The sequence below is a fragment of the Mycobacterium sp. genome, assembly GCF_035499775.1.
Classification (GTDB): domain Bacteria; phylum Actinomycetota; class Actinomycetes; order Mycobacteriales; family Mycobacteriaceae; genus Mycobacterium.
In genome coordinates, this window is sequence record NZ_DATJYB010000016.1 from 1 (window position 1) to 15,844 (window position 15,844).

15 protein-coding genes are annotated in these 15,844 nt (G+C 66.7%); 11 read left to right on the forward strand and 4 right to left on the reverse strand.

The genetic code is table 11. The features are described 5' to 3' along the window. Nucleotides 1–653 (reverse strand): 2-keto-4-pentenoate hydratase (locus tag VML93_RS00800; RefSeq protein ID WP_325606665.1); only part of this gene is annotated, 653 nt, incomplete at its 3' end. Then, nucleotides 650–1,312, reverse strand: coding sequence for a helix-turn-helix domain-containing protein (locus VML93_RS00805; RefSeq protein ID WP_325606667.1), 663 nt, complete (start codon nt 1,310–1,312; stop codon nt 650–652). The genes VML93_RS00800 and VML93_RS00805, both read right to left, overlap by 4 nt. Before the next feature lie 101 nt (nt 1,313–1,413). Here VML93_RS00805 and VML93_RS00810 point away from each other — a divergent pair, with 101 nt between their 5' ends. From VML93_RS00810 to VML93_RS00825, 4 genes are read left to right on the forward strand one after another with little or no spacing between them, the layout of a single operon-like run. Beyond that, on the forward strand, nt 1,414–2,991 hold the full coding sequence (locus VML93_RS00810) for a bifunctional 3-(3-hydroxy-phenyl)propionate/3-hydroxycinnamic acid hydroxylase (RefSeq protein ID WP_325606671.1): 1,578 nt from the start codon (nt 1,414–1,416) through the stop codon (nt 2,989–2,991). Continuing rightward, nucleotides 2,988–3,860, forward strand: a complete 873-nt coding sequence (locus tag VML93_RS00815; protein ID WP_325606673.1) for an alpha/beta fold hydrolase — start codon at nt 2,988–2,990, stop codon at nt 3,858–3,860. The genes VML93_RS00810 and VML93_RS00815 overlap by 4 nt, the downstream gene beginning before the upstream one ends. Next, on the forward strand, nt 3,857–4,885 hold the full coding sequence (locus VML93_RS00820) for a VOC family protein (protein ID WP_325606676.1): 1,029 nt from the start codon (nt 3,857–3,859) through the stop codon (nt 4,883–4,885). Before VML93_RS00815 ends, VML93_RS00820 begins: the two co-directional genes overlap by 4 nt. Nucleotides 4,886–4,905: 20 nt before the next feature. Next, nucleotides 4,906–5,859 (forward strand): amidohydrolase family protein, encoded by a 954-nt coding sequence (locus tag VML93_RS00825; RefSeq protein WP_325606678.1) that lies wholly within the window; start codon nt 4,906–4,908, stop codon nt 5,857–5,859. 18 nt (nt 5,860–5,877) lie between these two features. Here VML93_RS00825 and VML93_RS00830 read toward each other — a convergent pair whose 3' ends face one another. Then, a complete protein-coding gene (locus VML93_RS00830) occupies nt 5,878–6,735 on the reverse strand; it encodes an oxidoreductase (RefSeq protein ID WP_325606679.1) in 858 nt (285 codons plus the stop codon). 140 nt (nt 6,736–6,875) lie between these two features. On the opposite strand from VML93_RS00830, the gene VML93_RS00835 reads away from it, so the two are divergent. Next, nucleotides 6,876–7,847 carry an NADPH:quinone oxidoreductase family protein gene (locus VML93_RS00835; RefSeq protein ID WP_325606681.1) on the forward strand — a complete coding sequence of 324 codons (972 nt, stop codon included), beginning with the start codon at nt 6,876–6,878 and terminating at the stop codon, nt 7,845–7,847. A gap of 6 nt (nt 7,848–7,853) precedes the next feature. On the opposite strand, the gene VML93_RS38410 is transcribed toward VML93_RS00835, so the two are convergent. Next, a complete protein-coding gene (locus tag VML93_RS38410) occupies nt 7,854–8,864 on the reverse strand; it encodes a beta-propeller fold lactonase family protein (protein ID WP_349256593.1) in 1,011 nt (336 codons plus the stop codon). 792 nt (nt 8,865–9,656) lie between these two features. On the opposite strand from VML93_RS38410, the gene VML93_RS00855 reads away from it, so the two are divergent. From VML93_RS00855 to VML93_RS00880, 6 genes are read left to right on the forward strand one after another with little or no spacing between them, the layout of a single operon-like run. Beyond that, on the forward strand, nt 9,657–10,751 hold the full coding sequence (locus tag VML93_RS00855) for a homogentisate 1,2-dioxygenase (RefSeq protein WP_325606683.1): 1,095 nt from the start codon (nt 9,657–9,659) through the stop codon (nt 10,749–10,751). Nucleotides 10,752–10,762: 11 nt separating this feature from the next. Then, nucleotides 10,763–11,938 (forward strand): alpha/beta hydrolase, encoded by a 1,176-nt coding sequence (locus VML93_RS00860; RefSeq protein WP_325606730.1) that lies wholly within the window; start codon nt 10,763–10,765, stop codon nt 11,936–11,938. Beyond that, on the forward strand, nt 11,935–13,140 hold the full coding sequence (locus VML93_RS00865) for a CoA transferase (protein ID WP_325606685.1): 1,206 nt from the start codon (nt 11,935–11,937) through the stop codon (nt 13,138–13,140). The genes VML93_RS00860 and VML93_RS00865 overlap by 4 nt, the downstream gene beginning before the upstream one ends. Next, a complete protein-coding gene (locus VML93_RS00870; protein ID WP_325606687.1) occupies nt 13,137–14,036 on the forward strand; it encodes a hydroxymethylglutaryl-CoA lyase in 900 nt (299 codons plus the stop codon). Before VML93_RS00865 ends, VML93_RS00870 begins: the two co-directional genes overlap by 4 nt. Nucleotides 14,037–14,043: 7 nt before the next feature. After that, nucleotides 14,044–14,679 (forward strand): TetR/AcrR family transcriptional regulator, encoded by a 636-nt coding sequence (locus tag VML93_RS00875; protein WP_325606688.1) that lies wholly within the window; start codon nt 14,044–14,046, stop codon nt 14,677–14,679. 19 nt (nt 14,680–14,698) lie between these two features. Then, on the forward strand, nt 14,699–15,799 hold the full coding sequence (locus VML93_RS00880; protein WP_325606690.1) for a phosphotransferase family protein: 1,101 nt from the start codon (nt 14,699–14,701) through the stop codon (nt 15,797–15,799). The last annotated feature ends 45 nt before the right edge of the window (nt 15,800–15,844 follow it).

The following is a 15,844-nucleotide window of genomic DNA, read 5'->3' on the forward strand; positions in this document are numbered from 1 at the left end:
ACCAGCGCGTTGGCCAGCCACGCCACCGCCACAGCCGGGTCCCCCAGCACCGCCGAGCCCAGACCGGAGTCGATCTCGGTTCCGTTGAGCGACAACGACGCCTGTGCGCGCGGCAAGTCGATCCGGTCGCGGAAAGGGACCCAGTCGCCCAACACGACGGCCCCGGAACTGGCGTTATCGGCGACGGTGTCCGGCAGGGTCAGACGCCAGTCGGCGATTCGGCTGTCGACGATCTCCAGGGCGACGGCGACCGCTTCGGTTGCGGCGTATACGTCCTCAGCCGTCACCCCTGATCCGCGCAGCGGCCGGCGCAGCAGGAAGGCGACCTCGGGTTCGACTCGGGGCGCGCAGAACCGGGCGACCGGCGTAACCACGTCGGGGGCCAGCACCATGTCGTCGAGGATGTAGCCGAAGTCGGGCTCGTCGACGCCGAGCAGCCGCTGCATTGGCGCTGAGGTGAGCCCGATCTTATGACCGACCAGGGTGCGCCCCTCGCCCAGCCGGCGGGACAGGTTCGCCTGCTGGATGGCGTAGGCGTCGGCGACGCCGAGGCCGGGATAGCGCTCGCTGAGCGGATCGATTGGCGCCCGGCCGATCTGGGCGGCATACAAGAACTCGGCGGCCTCGCGGACGTCAATCGCGGTCCGTGTCATCGCTGTGTCCTCTGCTCGACCATCCGGCGGGCCAGGTGGTATATCGCCTGTCCGTGCATCTCGAATAGGGCGAGGAGGTCAACCGCGTCGCCGCCGATCTCCTTGGCGATGAATAGTCCGTCGGCAGCCGCGACCCCATACAGCACCAACTGCTGGGCCTCCGCGGTGGTCAGGTCCGGCACGAACCTGCGGAAGTCTCCGATCAGCTCCTCGAATGCCCGCGCGCGGACCTGCAGGAACATCGTGCGGGCGCGCGGTTCGACAGGCCGGCGTTCCAGACCCAACATCAGCCCCAGTCGCAGAAAATCGGGCGAATCCAACAGAGCTTTGCCGTTCTCGATCAGCAGATCCACGACATGCTGTTCGGCATCCTGTTCGGAGATCTGCTCCGGGACCTCAGGCACCTGCCACGCCGCCAGCCACGCACCGAAGCTGCGCTCGATCACCGCCGCGATCAGGTCGTCCTTGTCCTTGAAGTGCCAGTAGATCGAGCTGGCGGGCAGCCCGCATTTGGCGCTGACCAGCGCGATGCTGGTGCCCTCGTAACCACGCTCGGCCGCGATTTCGGTAGCCGCATCCAGGATTCGGGCGCGCGACAACTCCCCGTCGGCCCGGCTGCGCCGGCGCTTCGGTGTCTCCTGCTTGGCTTGGTTGGCCACGGCCACCTCCTCGGTAACTCGATTAAATACGGTCTTGACTCCGTAGTGATCACTACATTACCGTAGCGATCACTACAGTACAACCCCGAAAGGCGGCAACGATGGAGCCTGCTAACTACGACGTAGCTGTAATCGGCTACGGCCCGACCGGCGCCACCGCGGCGAACCTTCTGGGCCAGCTCGGCTTGAAAGTGGTTGTCATCGAACGTGATCCGGACATCTACGGACGGGCCCGGGCGATTTCGACCGACGAAGAGGTGATGCGCATCTGGCAGTCGGTCGGCCTGGCGGAGCGGCTGCAGCAGGACATGCTGCCGGATCGGCCGCTCGCGTTCGTCGACGCCGACGGCCGGCCCTTCATCGACTTGAAGGTCACCCCGCGCGGGAGCGGGCACCCGCCGCAGCAGTTCCTGTACCAGCCCGCAGTGGATCAGGTGCTGCGCGAAGGGGTCGCCCGGTTCCCGAATGTCGAGGTTCTGGTTGAGCACGAATGCCTGCGGGTTACGACCAAGGATGACGGGGTCGAGCTGATGCTGGCCGACCTGCGTACCGATACGTTCAAGCGCCTGCGTGCGTCGTATGTCATTGCAGCCGACGGCGGCTCGTCGCCGACCCGCGGCCAGCTGGGCGTCGGCTACTCGGGACGCACCTACGCCGAACGCTGGGTCGTCATCGACACCAAGGTCTTACAGCATAGGGACGCCCACGACCGACTCCGGTTCCACTGCAACCCGGCCCGGCCCACCGTCGACTGCCCGACCCCGCTCGGCCATCACCGCTGGGAGTACCCCGCGCGGGCCGGTGAGGACGATCGGAAACTGGTTTCCGACGAGGAGGTGTGGAAGGTCCTCAACGCTCAGGGCATCACCGAGGACGAGGTCAAGGTGCTGCGCGCGGTGGTCTATTGCCACCATGTCCGCGTCGCCGATCGCTGGCGCGTCGGCCGCGTGCTCCTCGCCGGCGACGCCGCCCACGCGATGCCGCCGTGGATCGGTCAAGGCATGTCGGCGGGGGTGCGCGACGCGGCCAATCTGTGCTGGAAGCTCGCCGCTGTGCTGCGCGGACAGGCGCCGGACTCGCTGCTGGACTCCTATCAGGCCGAGCGCAAGCCACATGTCACCGAGGTGACCAGGCGCGCGGTGTTCGTCGGCCGGATCATCACCGAACGCAACAAAGTCGTTGCCGCCCTTCGTAATCACGCCCTTCGCGCGATCATCCGTCTTCCCTCGGCCGGCACGCGGTTGCAGAAATCGATGTGGATCCCCCACGCCCGATACCGCGACGGCTTCCTGGCCGCCGGACACGGCGCAGCCGGTTGGCAGATCCCGCAGCCGTGGGTCATCGACACCGACGGGGCAACCGTGCGCCTCGATGACGTTCTCGGTAACCAGTGGATGCTGCTCTACACCGGCGATGCCCCGTTCGGTGCGCAGGCCTGGACCGACCGCGGCTTACCTGCACTGCGGTTGTGCGGACCCGAATCCCGGCTGCAACCGGGCACCATCCGCGACATGGGCGGCACCCTGGTGCACTGGCTGCAGCAGCACGACGCGGTGGCCCTGGTGGTACGTCCCGACGGATTCATCTACGCGGCAGCCAAATCCGGGCAGGCACTGCCGCCGCCACCGAGCCACGTCGGCAACGCCGTCGCAACCAGCAAGATCGGAGCCATCGCATGACCACCACCGCACTGGACGAACGCACCGTCACGGTCGCGGGTAAGCCGATCTTCGTCGCCGAGGCCGGCGACGGGCCCGCCGTGGTGATGCTGCACGGCGGCGGGCCCGGCGCGTCCGGAGTGTCCAACTACTCGCGCAATATCGACGCGCTCGCCCGGCAGTTCCGGGTGATTGTTCCGGATATGCCCGGATATGGCCGCTCCGACAAGGGAATTGACCAGTCCGACCCGTTCGGGTATCTGGCCGACATGATCCGCGGGCTGCTGGATGAACTTGGCATCGACTCCGCGCATTTGCTCGGCAACTCCTACGGAGGCGCGGCGGCGCTGCGATTGGCGCTCGACACCCCGCACCGGGTGGACAAGCTGGTGCTGATGGGCCCCGGAGGCATCGGAACCACCAGAGGCGCACCGACCGCCGGGCTGAAGAACCTGCTGGCCTACTACGCCGGCGAGGGGCCCAGCCGCGAGAAGCTGGAAAACTTCATCCGCACCTACCTGGTCTACGACGGCGCTTCGGTCCCCGACGAGTTGATCGCACTGCGGTATACGGCGTCGATCGATCCGGAGGTGGTGGCCCATCCGCCACTGCGCCGGCCGTCCGGTCCGAGTGCCCTTCGCACCATGTGGCGCATGGACCTCACCCGCGACAAGCGGCTGCGGCAGCTCGCGACGCCGACGCTGGTGCTGTGGGGCCGCGACGACAAGGTCAACCGCCCCGCCGGTGGGCCGATGCTGATCAACTCGATGCCCAACGCCCAGCTGGTCATGACCTCGCACACCGGTCACTGGATGCAGTGGGAGCGCGCCGAGCTTTTCAACCAGCTCGTCACCGAGTTCCTCTCCGGCAGTTCGGGTTTCGCATCATGACCGCGCTGGCACGGTCGGTGTTCGGCAACGTGGCACTCGGCTACATCGTCATCGAGACCAACAAGTTCACCGACTGGCGCCGCTTCGGTCGCGACGCCATCGGAATGCACCTCGACGACAGCCTGCCCGACGTCGCGCGGTTCCGCCTCGACGACAACGAGTGCCGCTTCCTGCTGCGGTGCGGCCCGGCCGAGGACGTGGTGGCACTGGGGTGGCAACTCGACCATCACGAGACGTTCGACGAAATCATCGGCCGGGTGCGCCGCCACGGCGTGCCCATCACCGAAGGCACCGCCGAGGAAGCCGCGCTGCGCGGGGTCGAGCGGATGGCCCGCTTCCCCGGGCCGAACGGCCTTGCGCAGGAGATCTTCACCGTTGCGCGCGACAGCGCCGCACCGCTGGACATGGCGGTACGCGGCGGTTTCGTCACCGGCGACGGCGGGATCGGCCATGTCGCCGTCACGTCGAAGAAGCCGGAGCAGGTGCGCGGCTACTACGGCGCCGTGTTCGACGCCCGACTCAGCGACTACATCGACGAGACGATCAGCGGGTTGAAGTTCAAGATCCGCTTCCTGCGGGTGAACCAGCGCCACCACTCGGTGGCGATCGCGGCGGTGAATCGGTTGCCGATCAACCCGATCCGCACCCGGGTCCAGCATCTGAACATTCAGGTCGCCGACCTCGACGACCTGACCGCGTCCTATCAGCGCGTCCGGCAACTCGGCTTTCAGATGGCGCTCGGGGTCGGTCAGCACACCAACGACCGCGAACTGTCCTACTACGCGATGACGCCGTCCGGATTCGAATGGGAAGTCGGCTGGAACCCCATCGTCGTCGACGAAAACACTTGGGAGCCAACGACTCATCAGGGCATCAGCATCTGGGGTCACACCCGCGAGGGCGAGCATATCATCGACAAGCTCGCTCAGTTCAAGACCGCCGGCCAGTCATTGCTGCGCCGCGAAGACACGGTGCCCGCGCTATCCGGCGCCGCCGACCTACGCACAACCATCTGCGAAGATTAACCATCAGAAGGGAGCACATCATGTTGCGAATCGACACCCACCACCACATGGTTCCGCCCGACTACCGCAAAGCCCTGCGGGCTGCCGGCATCGACGATGCCGGTGGACGGTCAATGCCGGACTGGAGCCCGGAGGCCTCCCTGGAAACCATGGCCGAGGTCGACATCGCTGCGGCCGTGCTGTCGGTGTCGGCCCCGGCGACCACATTTGTGACCAATCCGGCCGACGCGGCCTCGCTCGCGCGTGACCTCAATGACTACGGGGCTGATCTCGTCAAGAGCCAGCCCGACAGGTTCGGCTTCTTCGCCACCGTGCCGATGCCGCACCTCGACGAGTCCGTCACCGAAGCGGTGCGCGCGCTGGACGAGCTGAAGGCCGACGGCCTGATACTGCTGGCCAACAATGCTGGCGTCTACATCGGTGAAGAGGGCCAGGACGAGCTGTACGCCGCGCTCGACGCACGTTCGGCTGTGGTGTTCATCCATCCGGCCGAACTGCCCGGGCCGGCGGTGCCGGGCATCACCCCGTTCGCCACCGATTTCCCGCTCGACACCACCCGTGCGGCATACCTTTTGGTGCGCAACGGGATACGGCAACGCTACCCGAACATCAAGTTCATTCTCAGTCACGCCGGCGGTTTCGTTCCGTTCGCCAGCTATCGGCTGGCGATGGGCATCACCTACGCCACGGGGCGCGACTTCGCCGAGTCACTCGACGAGTTCTCGAGCTTCTATTTCGACACCGCTCTGTCCTCCACCCCCGCAGCGCTGCCTAGCCTGCTCGCCTTCGCCAAGCCGGGGCACATCACGTTCGGGTCGGATTGGCCCTTCGCCTACCTCGAGGTCGCTAAGTTCTACGCCGCCGGGCTGGAGAATTACCCGGGGCTCGACGCCGACGCCCGCGCAGCGATCGACCGGGAGAATGCACTGGCGCTGTTCCCCAGGTTCGCCGCAGCGCCGCAACCCGTTGCGTAGCCGGCGCCCATAACGCGCTCACGCGGCGGCGGCGTTCAACTCCTCGCGCGCAGCGTCGTCGAGTTCGACGGAGCCGACGGCCAGGTTGTCCTCCAGGTGCCGCACCGACGAGGTGCCCGGGATCAGCAGCACGTTGGGCGCGACGCTCAGCGTCCAGGCCAGTGCGACCTGTGCCGGCGTGCGACCGAGTCGTTCGCCGACGCTCAGCACCGCCGGGTTGGTCAGCACCGGGTTGGGCTGCATGAAGGCCGCCCCCAGCGGAAAGAACGGAACAAACGCGATCCCGCGCTCGCGGCATTCATCCAGCACATCAGCCGACGCCCGGTGAACGAGGTTGAAAGCGTTTTGCACGCAGGCGATTTCGGTGCGCTGCAAGGTGTGCAGTAGCTGCGCACGGGTGATGTTGCTGAGGCCGATTCCGCCGATCAGCCCCTCGTCGCGGGCTGCGATGATCACCGAAAGCTGGTCGTCGAACAGTTGATCCGGCTCCTCACTTTCCATCAGCCGGAGGTTGACCACCGCCAGTTGATCCACCCCGAGGGTGCGCAGGTTGGTTTCGATGTCACGGCGCAAGTCGGCGGGCTCGGCCAGCGGCAGCCAGGCGCCTTCGCCGTCGCGGCGGCCGCCGACCTTGCTCACCAGCGCCAGGTTCTCCGAATACGGATACAACGCCTCGCGGATCAGCTCATTGGCGACGTCGGGACCGTAGAACTGGGCGGTGTCGATGTGGTCGACCCCGAGTTCGACCGCCCGCCGCAACACGGCCAGCGCCTCGTCGCGGTCCCGGGGTGGCCCGAACGCGTTCGGGCCCGGCAGCTGCATCGCGCCGAAGCCGATCCGGGCGACGGTAAAGCGACCAAGCGGAAAGGAATCCATGAGGCCACGTTAGCGGCGGCCCACGAACACCGCGTCACCTGGACGAAGTCACCTCGGATGTCGACGTCAAGGACGTCGTCCACCCACTCGAGCAGGTGCGGGTCGCGGGCGGCTGCCGAACCGGCAGTACCCTGTTCGCCATGCGCGCAGCACAGGTGACTCGGCTAGACGGTCCGGACGCGGTTGAGGTGGGAGAGGTCGACGAACCCACCGGTGACGGCGTGGTCGTGGAGGTGCACGCCGCCGGCGTGGCGTTCCCGGACGCGCTGCTAACCCGCGGCCTCTACCAGTACCGGCCGGACCCGCCGTTCGTGCTCGGCGCCGAGATCGCCGGCGTGGTCCGATCGGCACCGGACGGCGGTCCGTGGCAGGCCGGCGACCGGGTCCTTGGTCTGACGATGCTCACCGGCGGCATGGCCGAGGTCGCCGTGCTGTCGCCCGACCGTACGTTCCGGCTCCCGGACAACGTCAGCTTCGAGGCGGGCGCCGGCGTGCTGTTCAACGACCTGACCGTGTACTTCGCGCTGAACGAACGTGGCCGGCTGCGCCAGGGCGAGACGGTGCTGGTGCACGGGGCGGCCGGCGGAATCGGAACGTCGGCGCTGCGCCTGGCGCCGGCGCTCGGGGCATCGCGGACCATCGCGGTGGTGAGCACCGAGGAGAAGGGCCGGATCGCGACCGCGGCCGGCGCGACCGACGTGGTGTTGGCCGACGGGTTCAAGGATGCGGTCAAGGAGTTGACCGACGGCCGCGGCGTCGACATCGTCGTCGACCCGGTCGGCGGCGACCGGATGACCGATTCGCTGCGGTCCCTGGCCCCCGGCGGGCGGCTGCTGGTAATCGGGTTCACCGGCGGGGACATTCCCACGGTCAAGGTAAATCGCCTGCTGCTCAACAACATCGACGTGGTCGGCGTCGGCTGGGGCGCCTGGTCGGCGACGCACCCCAAGGCTCTTGCCGAGCAGTGGGCCGGACTCGAGCAACTGCTCACCTCGGGCCGACTGGCTGCCCCCGAGCCGGTGGTCTATCCACTCGACGAGGCCGCCGCCGCGGTCGCCTCCCTGGAGAATCGCAGCGCCAAAGGCAAGGTGGTAGTGCGCGTCCGGGGCTGACCGGCCCTATTGGGTGGCGATCACCGACACCGTTCCATCGCCCGCGTTGGTCGTGTAGACGAGGTGGGTGGTCAGGTCGATCGCGATGCCCTTCGGGCCTTTTCCGACCTTGACGGTGCCGGTGATTTTTCGGGCCGCCGGGTCGACCGCTGACATCGAATTGTCGCCGGAATTTGTGATGTACGCGGTGTGCCTGCCCGGGTCGGCCACCCATCCGTCGGGGGTTTTCCCGACCGGGATGGTTTCGGTGACCTTGCCGGACGCGGTCTCGATCACCGACACCGCGTTGTCACCGGCGGTGGTGACGTAGGCAAGTGAGCCGACCACCTGCACCCAATCCGGACCTTTTCCGACCGGGATTGTGTTGGCGACCTGTCGCGAGGCAACGTCGATCACCGACACCGAATTGTCTTCGGAGTTGGTCACATACACGGAGAGGCCGGGCACGTCCACGTCCAGACCCGCCGGCTTCCTTCCGACCGCGGTGGTGGCGGTGACGGCCGCGGCGGCCGTGTCGATCACCGACACCGAACCGTCGTCCTGATTGGTGACGAAGACGATGTGGCCGTCAGGATCCACCGCCACTGCGTGCGGCGCCTTCCCGACCCGCAGCGGCGCGCCGACGGTATTGGACCCGGTGTCGATGATCGACACCGAATCGTCTCCGGTGTTGGCGACGTAGGCCTTCTTCGCTTGCGGATCGACCGCGATCCCACTGGGGTTCTTGCCAACCCTGATGGTGGCCTTCACCGTGTTGGACCCGGCGTCGATCACCGACACCGTGTCGTCGCCAGAGTTGGTGACATACACCATTTTCGCGATCGAATCGACCGCGACACCCCAGGGCTTTTGCCCGACTTTGATCGTCGCGGTGACCTTCGGGCCTTTCGCCGGTGCCGCGGACTCGCCTGACGACGAGGCCGGCGGCTGCGACGTGTTCGACGCGTCGGACGAACAACCTCCGGTAGCGAGCGCCATAACGACCAGCGCACACGTGAGGAAGGCAACGGGCTTCATTGCGTAGCTCCTAAGTCGACGGTCCTATTGGTATTGCCCCGCCCACCATTGATAGATCTCACTCAGGCTGTGGTGCTTGTCTCCCCCGACGGAGCCCAGCAGAAACTGCGAGTCGACCGTCCAATGAACACTGGGGTACGTCCCAGATTTCGGGCCGCCCGTCCCCTGGGCGGATATGCAGGAAAGTTTGCCGCTTCGTTGCGGATTGGCCGTGCTGTGCCAGTCCTGCGGTGACGGGCCCTTCCCGGGACACGCGACATAACTTTCATTCAAATCCGCCCGGAGTGGCTTGTTGAAGCCGCTTGCCAATGTGCCCGCATCGGGAAAGAGCCAGTAAACGACCAGACTCGGCGCCCCCTCGTTGCACACCGCCCTGGCAATCGATTTGGGTTGGTCTGCGAAACCACCGTCGTCCAGTTTGCACTTGAGCCCAGTGGGAAGCATCGCTTTCAACCGGTCTTGCGCACCGGCACTCGGTGTCGTCGATCCAGACGGGGACGTCGATCCAGACCGGGTCGACGTGCCAGCCGTCGCACTGGTGGTGCCCGTAGCCGATTGGGAAGTCGGCGCAGGCGAGCCGCCGCCACACCCCACGGCGACGGCGACCACCAGCAGTGCCGCAGCGGCGTTCGCGAGCACGGGCTTCCGGCACGACCGTGCGACCTGTCCTGTCACGACAAATACCGTAGCCCGCCGCCCCATGCCTCGCAGTTGATTCGCGGCTCTTGTGCCCGCTCGAAAGAGAAAGTAATATCACTTTTAGTTTTGTGCCAAAGCGACCTGGAGTCACGCATGGAATCCTTCGTTCACCTGCGAAAAGGCAAGACCCCACGACGGGTGCACGCCGATCTTGACGGCCTCAAGGACGACGAGCTGGGCCGCGGCGGCTTCACCGGCCGGACCGCCAACATCTACCGCCGCCACGACCCCACCGCCTACCGGGCGGTCGGCCCGTTGCGGCCGGTCGACGTGCTGGCCGACCAACTCAAACCCAGCGATGCCGCCGACGCCGACGGCGGGCCGCTGCTGATGTTCAGCAACCCGGATTGCCGCATCCTGCTGAGCCGCCGCAGTGAACCGATGCCGTTCTACATCCGCCACGTCGACGGCGACCTGCTCTGCTTCGTCCACAACGGCGACGGTCTGCTGGAAACCGAGTTCGGGCAGCTGCGCTACCGGCAGGGCGACTGGGTCTACCTCCCGAAGGCCACCACCTGGCGCCAAGTGCCCGACAACGAGACCACGCTGCTGATGATCGAGGCCACCGACGAGTTCCGGGTACCCCCGCCCGGCTCGCTGGGCCGGCACTTTCCGTTCGACCCGTCGCAGGCCACCATCCCCGACCCGGCACCGATCGAAGACGACGGACGCGACGAGTACCAGGTCCGGCTGATGCATGAAGGCGGGCCGACAACGCTTTACTACCAACATAATCCGATCGACGTCGAAGGCTGGCGCGGCGACAACTTCGCGTTCACGTTCAACATCACCGACTACAACGTGATCACCTCCGACAGCATGCACCTGCCGCCGACAGTGCATCTGTTCATGCAGGCCACCGGTGTCTACGTGATGAATTTTCTGCCCAGGCCCGCCGAGGGTGTCGCCGGCACCGAACGCACACCGTGGTATCACCGCAACGTCGACTACGACGAGATCGCGTTCTTCCACGCCGGCTCGCTCTACGGCATCCCGATGCCACCGGGCCTGATTTCACATGCGCCGCAAGGGGTTCATCACGGTGCGCCGGAGAAAGCCCGGGAACGCGCGCGCCGCAAGTTCGACGAGTATTCCCGGGTCGACTGGCAGGTCATCGCCGTCGACACCCGCCGTCGCTTGACGCCGTCGCCCGAAGTACTGGCCCACGACCTAGGACAACACCAATGACGAAACCCGCCGTGAAGCACGACTACGACCGGATCCCCTATCTGGTTGCCTTCCAGAACAATTCCGGCGTCCGGGACGTCTACGGCGGGCTCGCCGAGATCACCGTCTTGGAGAGCTATCTGCTCAAGCCGAAAGACCGGGGGAGCGACACCGTGCTGGTGTTCATGCACCCGATCGGCGGCGGCGCCTACCTGCCGATGATCAACGCGCTGGCCCGGGCCGGTCACCACGTCATCTACTGCAACAGCCGGTTTCGGGGTACCGACTCGGCGCTGCTGATGGAAAAGGTCGTCGAGGACCTCGGCGAGTGCATCAAGGACGCGAAGAACCGGTTGGGCTATCAGAAGGTGGTGCTGGCCGGCTGGAGTGGCGGCGGCTCGCTGTCGGTGTTCTACCAGCAGCAGGCGCAGCACGCGACGATCACTTCCAGCCCGTCCGGCGACGGCCCGGACCTCACGAAGCTCGAGCTGCCGCCCGCCGACGGCATCATGTTGCTGGCCGCGCACATCAGCAGGCACGGCACGCTGACCGAATGGCTGGACGCGTCGATCCTCGACGAATCCGACCCGACCAAGCGCGATCCGGAGCTGGATCTGTACAACCCGGACAACCCCAATCAACCGCCGTACAGCGCGGAGTTTCTGGCCCGGTACCGGCAGGCCCAGATCGACCGCAACCGCCGGATCACGGCATGGGCCAAAGACAAGTTGGCCGAGTTGAAAGCGGCCGGCCGGCCCGATGACGAGTTCGGCTTCGTCGTGCACGGCACCATGGCCGACCCGCGCTGGCTGGACCCGGCTGTCGATCCCAACGAACGCACCAAGGGCACCTGCTATCTGGGTGATCCTCAAGTGGTGAACATGAGCCCGGTCGGATTGGCCCGGTTCTCGACGCTGCGCGGCTGGCTGTCGCAATGGAGCTACGACGAGGCCCGCGGCGACGGCGTGGCCTGCGGGCGCGACATCGCGATCCCCGCCTTGGTGATCGGCAACCTGGCCGACGACGCGTGCACGCCGAGCCACACCCGGCGGCTGTTCGACGCGATCGGCCATACAGACAAGGAGATGCACGAAATACCCGGCGCCACACACTATTACGCCGGCCCCGCCCAGCGCGCCCAGCTGCGCCAAGCCGTCGACGTGGTGACCGACTGGCTACAGCGGCACGATTTCGCGAGCGCCGAATGACGGTCGCCGGGCCGCTGGACGGCATCCGGGTACTCGAGTTGGGCACCTTGATCGCCGGCCCGTTCGCCGGGCGACTGCTCGGCGACATGGGTGCCGACGTGATCAAGGTGGAACCACCCGGCGCCCCGGACCCGTTGCGCACCTGGGGCCAGGCCGAATTGGACGGGCACCACGTGTTCTGGACGGTGCACGCCCGCAACAAAAGAGCCATCACCCTGGACTTGCGCCGGCCGCGCGGCCGGGAGCTGTTTCTGGACCTAGTCGAGAAGTCCGACATCGTCGTGGAGAACTTCCGCCCCGGCACGCTGGAGAAGTGGAACCTGGGTTACGACGTGCTCAGCCAACGCAATTCGGGCATCATCCTGGTCCGGGTATCCGGCTACGGCCAGACCGGGCCCGAAGCACACAAGGCCGGCTACGCATCGGTGGCCGAGGCGGCCAGCGGGCTGCGACACCTCAACGGCTTTCCCGGCGGACCACCGCCTCGCCTGGCGCTGTCGCTGGGCGACAGCCTGGCCGGCATGTTCGGCGCGCAGGGCGCACTGGCCGCCCTCTACCGGCGCAGCGTCACCGGCAAGGGCCAGGTGGTCGATGTCGCGCTCACCGAATCCTGCTTGGCCGTACAAGAATCCACGATTCCCGACTACGACGTCGGTGGCGTGGTGCGCGGCCCGTCGGGCACCCGGCTGGAGGGCATCGCGCCGTCCAACATCTACCGCAGCGCCGACGGCTCCTGGGTAGTGATCGCAGCCAACCAGGACACCGTGTTCGCCCGCTTGTGCAAGGCGATGGGGCGTCCCGAACTGGCCACCGACGACCGGTTCGCCACGCATGGTGCGCGTGGCCGTAACCAGGACGAACTCGACCAGATCATCGGCGCGTGGGCCGCCCAGCGACAACCCGGTGAGATCATCGAAACCCTCAGCGCCGCAGGCGTGATCGCGGGGCCGATCAACACCGTCGCCGAGGTGGTCGACGATCCACAGCTGCGGGCACGCGGGATGTTGGTCGAACACTTCGATGAACGGATCGAGCGAAACGTCCTGGGGCCGGGGATCGTGCCGGTGCTCTCCGAATCCCCTGGCAGGGTACGCACAGCCGGCCCCGCGCATCCGGGTCGGCATAACGACGACGTCTATATCGGGCTGCTGGGCAAGACCGCCGAGGAGCTCGCCGAATTGCGTGCCGAGGAGGTCCTATGACAACGCGACATGTCGATATTCGCGAGGTGTCGCTGCGCGACGGCCTGCAGATCGAGAAGCCAATCCCGCTGTCCGCCAAGCTGGAACTGCTGGCCGCGGTCGCCGCCACCGGAGTGCGCGAGGTAGAGGCCACAGCGTTCGTCTCCCCGTCGAAAGTGCCGTCGATGGCCGACGCCGCCGAGCTCGCCGCCCAGCTGCACAACTACCCCGACATCGAGTTCTCCGCCCTGGTCGCGAGCCCCAACGGCGCCAAGCGGGCCATCGCCGCCGGGCTGCGCTCGATCGAATACGTGGTGGCTGCCGACGACGCGTTCAGCCTGGCCAACGTCGGGCGTACCAGCGCGCAGGCCACCGAACAGATCGGTGAGATCGTCGCCATCGCGCACGAAGGTGACGTCACCGTCGAGGTCATCGTGGCCACCGCGTGGGACTCCCCCTTCGAAGGACCCACCCCGCCCCAGCGGGTCCTCGACATCGCCGCCGCCGCCCGTGAGCGGGGCGTGGACCGGTTCTCTATCGCCGACACGATTGGCACCACCACGCCGCGACGGGTGAGTTCGCTGATCTCCCAACTGCGTCCAGTGCTCGGCGACATGCCGCTGGGCGGACATTTCCACAACACCCGCGGAGCCGGGCTGGCCAGCGCCTACGCGGCGGTCAGCGCCGGCGTCACCCGCCTGGACGCCTCGGTCGGCGGGCTGGGCGGCTGCCCGTTCGCACCGGGCGCCACCGGCAACATCGCCACCGAGGACCTGGTGTACCTGTTGCGGGACAGCGACATCGACGTCGACGTCGACCTGCAGGCCGCAATCGACGCGGCGAACGTCGCGAAATCGGTTGTCGGCCATGACCTGCCCAGCGCTCTGCTGCGTGCCGGCGACCGGATTCGAAGCTGATCCGGGCATGTCCCCGCAACCGTCGCCGTCGCTGACCGCGAAGGGCCAGCGAACCCGTGAGGCGATCGAGCAGGCTGCCCGAAAACTGTTCGCCGAGCGCGGCTTTCACGGCACCACGTTGGCCGACATCACCTCGGCCGCGGGCAAGTCGTCGGCGGTGTTCTATCGTTATTTCGCCGACAAAGAAGACCTGCTGGCCGCGCTGGCCGAGTCCTTCCTGCACGACGTGCTCTCCTCGGCACGACTTTCCGTGCAGCTGCCCGAATCACCGGACGACAGCGAATTTTTCGACTCGGTGGTGACCGGGTACTGGACCATCTTCAAGCAGAACATCGGGATCATGGTGGCGATCGACCAGCTGGGCGCCACCCAGCAACGGTTTGCCGCACTGCAGAACGAATTCCGGCGCTTCGGGATGGACATCGTCGCCGCTTCGGTGCGGCGCGCTCAGCAACAGGGCTACGGTCACGACCTCGATCCGCAGCACATCGCCGCCGCCATCGCGCTGCTGTTCGAACAGTTCACCACTGTTTTCGGGGTGGTGCCGCCGGGTGATACGACCGGTTTGGGAATTCGGATCAACGATCGCGACGCCATCGCTACGCTGTCGACGGTATGGAAGAAGACGCTGTACGGTCGCTAGCGCAGTCGGTGGTAGGTCGGTGACCATCCCTGAGGGGCTGGCCGACAGGTTGCCGGCGGTACTGGCACCGCCGCTGCGCCTCGACCCAGCGGACATCACGATCGACAACCTGCGCGTGTTGAGGCTTACCATGCGCCGCACCACGTGGGCATTCGACGCTGTCACCCCGTCTTATCGTCGACCGCTGATCCTGTACCAGGGGCGGACCGGACAAGACGGGAGCAGCTTCAAGCTGCAGGCCACTACACAGGTACACGCCGCGGCGCTGGGTGTGCCCGTCCCGCGCTTCTTGGCCGGCAACGACACCGATGATGGACTCGGCTTTCCGTTCCTCATCAACGAGATGGTCAAAGGAGAAAGCGACTACTCTCGCATCGTCGACCAACTCGACCGTGCCGACCCACAAGACGGCCGTGCGCGGCTGCTACGCCAGTGCGGGTACGCGCTGGCTGCCATCCACCGCATCGACGCAAGCACCCCCCAGGAGCCGCGCCAGCATCGACTCATGGGATGCCGCTTCCGTCTCGATGCCCTTGACCGTCCGGGCGCGACCTTCGAGTGGGTGTATCGCTGGCTGACCGCGCACGAACCACCGCCGGCGCCTCCGGTTTTGGTGCATGGCGACTATTCGATGGCAAACCTCCTCGTCGACGGAACGGACCTCACGGGTGTGATCGACTGGGAGTGGGTGCGCATCGGCGAGGCAAACGAAGATCTGGCCTGGTTCTGCGCACGGCCCTGGCGGTTCGGCGAGCCGGCCAGCCTGGGGGCCGGCGGCCTGGGCAGCATCGAGAGCTTCCTACACGCCTATCAGGAGGCCAGCGGCACAACCGTCGATCAGGTGGGATTCCACTGGTGGCGGGTAATGGGCACCTTAGTGCGGGGTATCACGCTGCGTGATCAGGCGGAGGAGTGGTTGAGAGGGGTGCAGTTGTCGCGTGAGGACTCCCACGCGACGCAACTGGCGCTAACCGGCCGTCAGGTCTGCGAGGCGGAGTGGGACCTGCTCAATCTGATCGAGGCGGGACCCCTCCAAGACATCGAAGACATCGGGGAACCCCCTCCACAAGCGCCTGCTCGTCGCATGTCTTCCGGCGCGTGGCGGGATTTGCTGGAATGACCTCGCGGACAACACCGGACCGGACTCGGCCGTCACGCGCAAGCC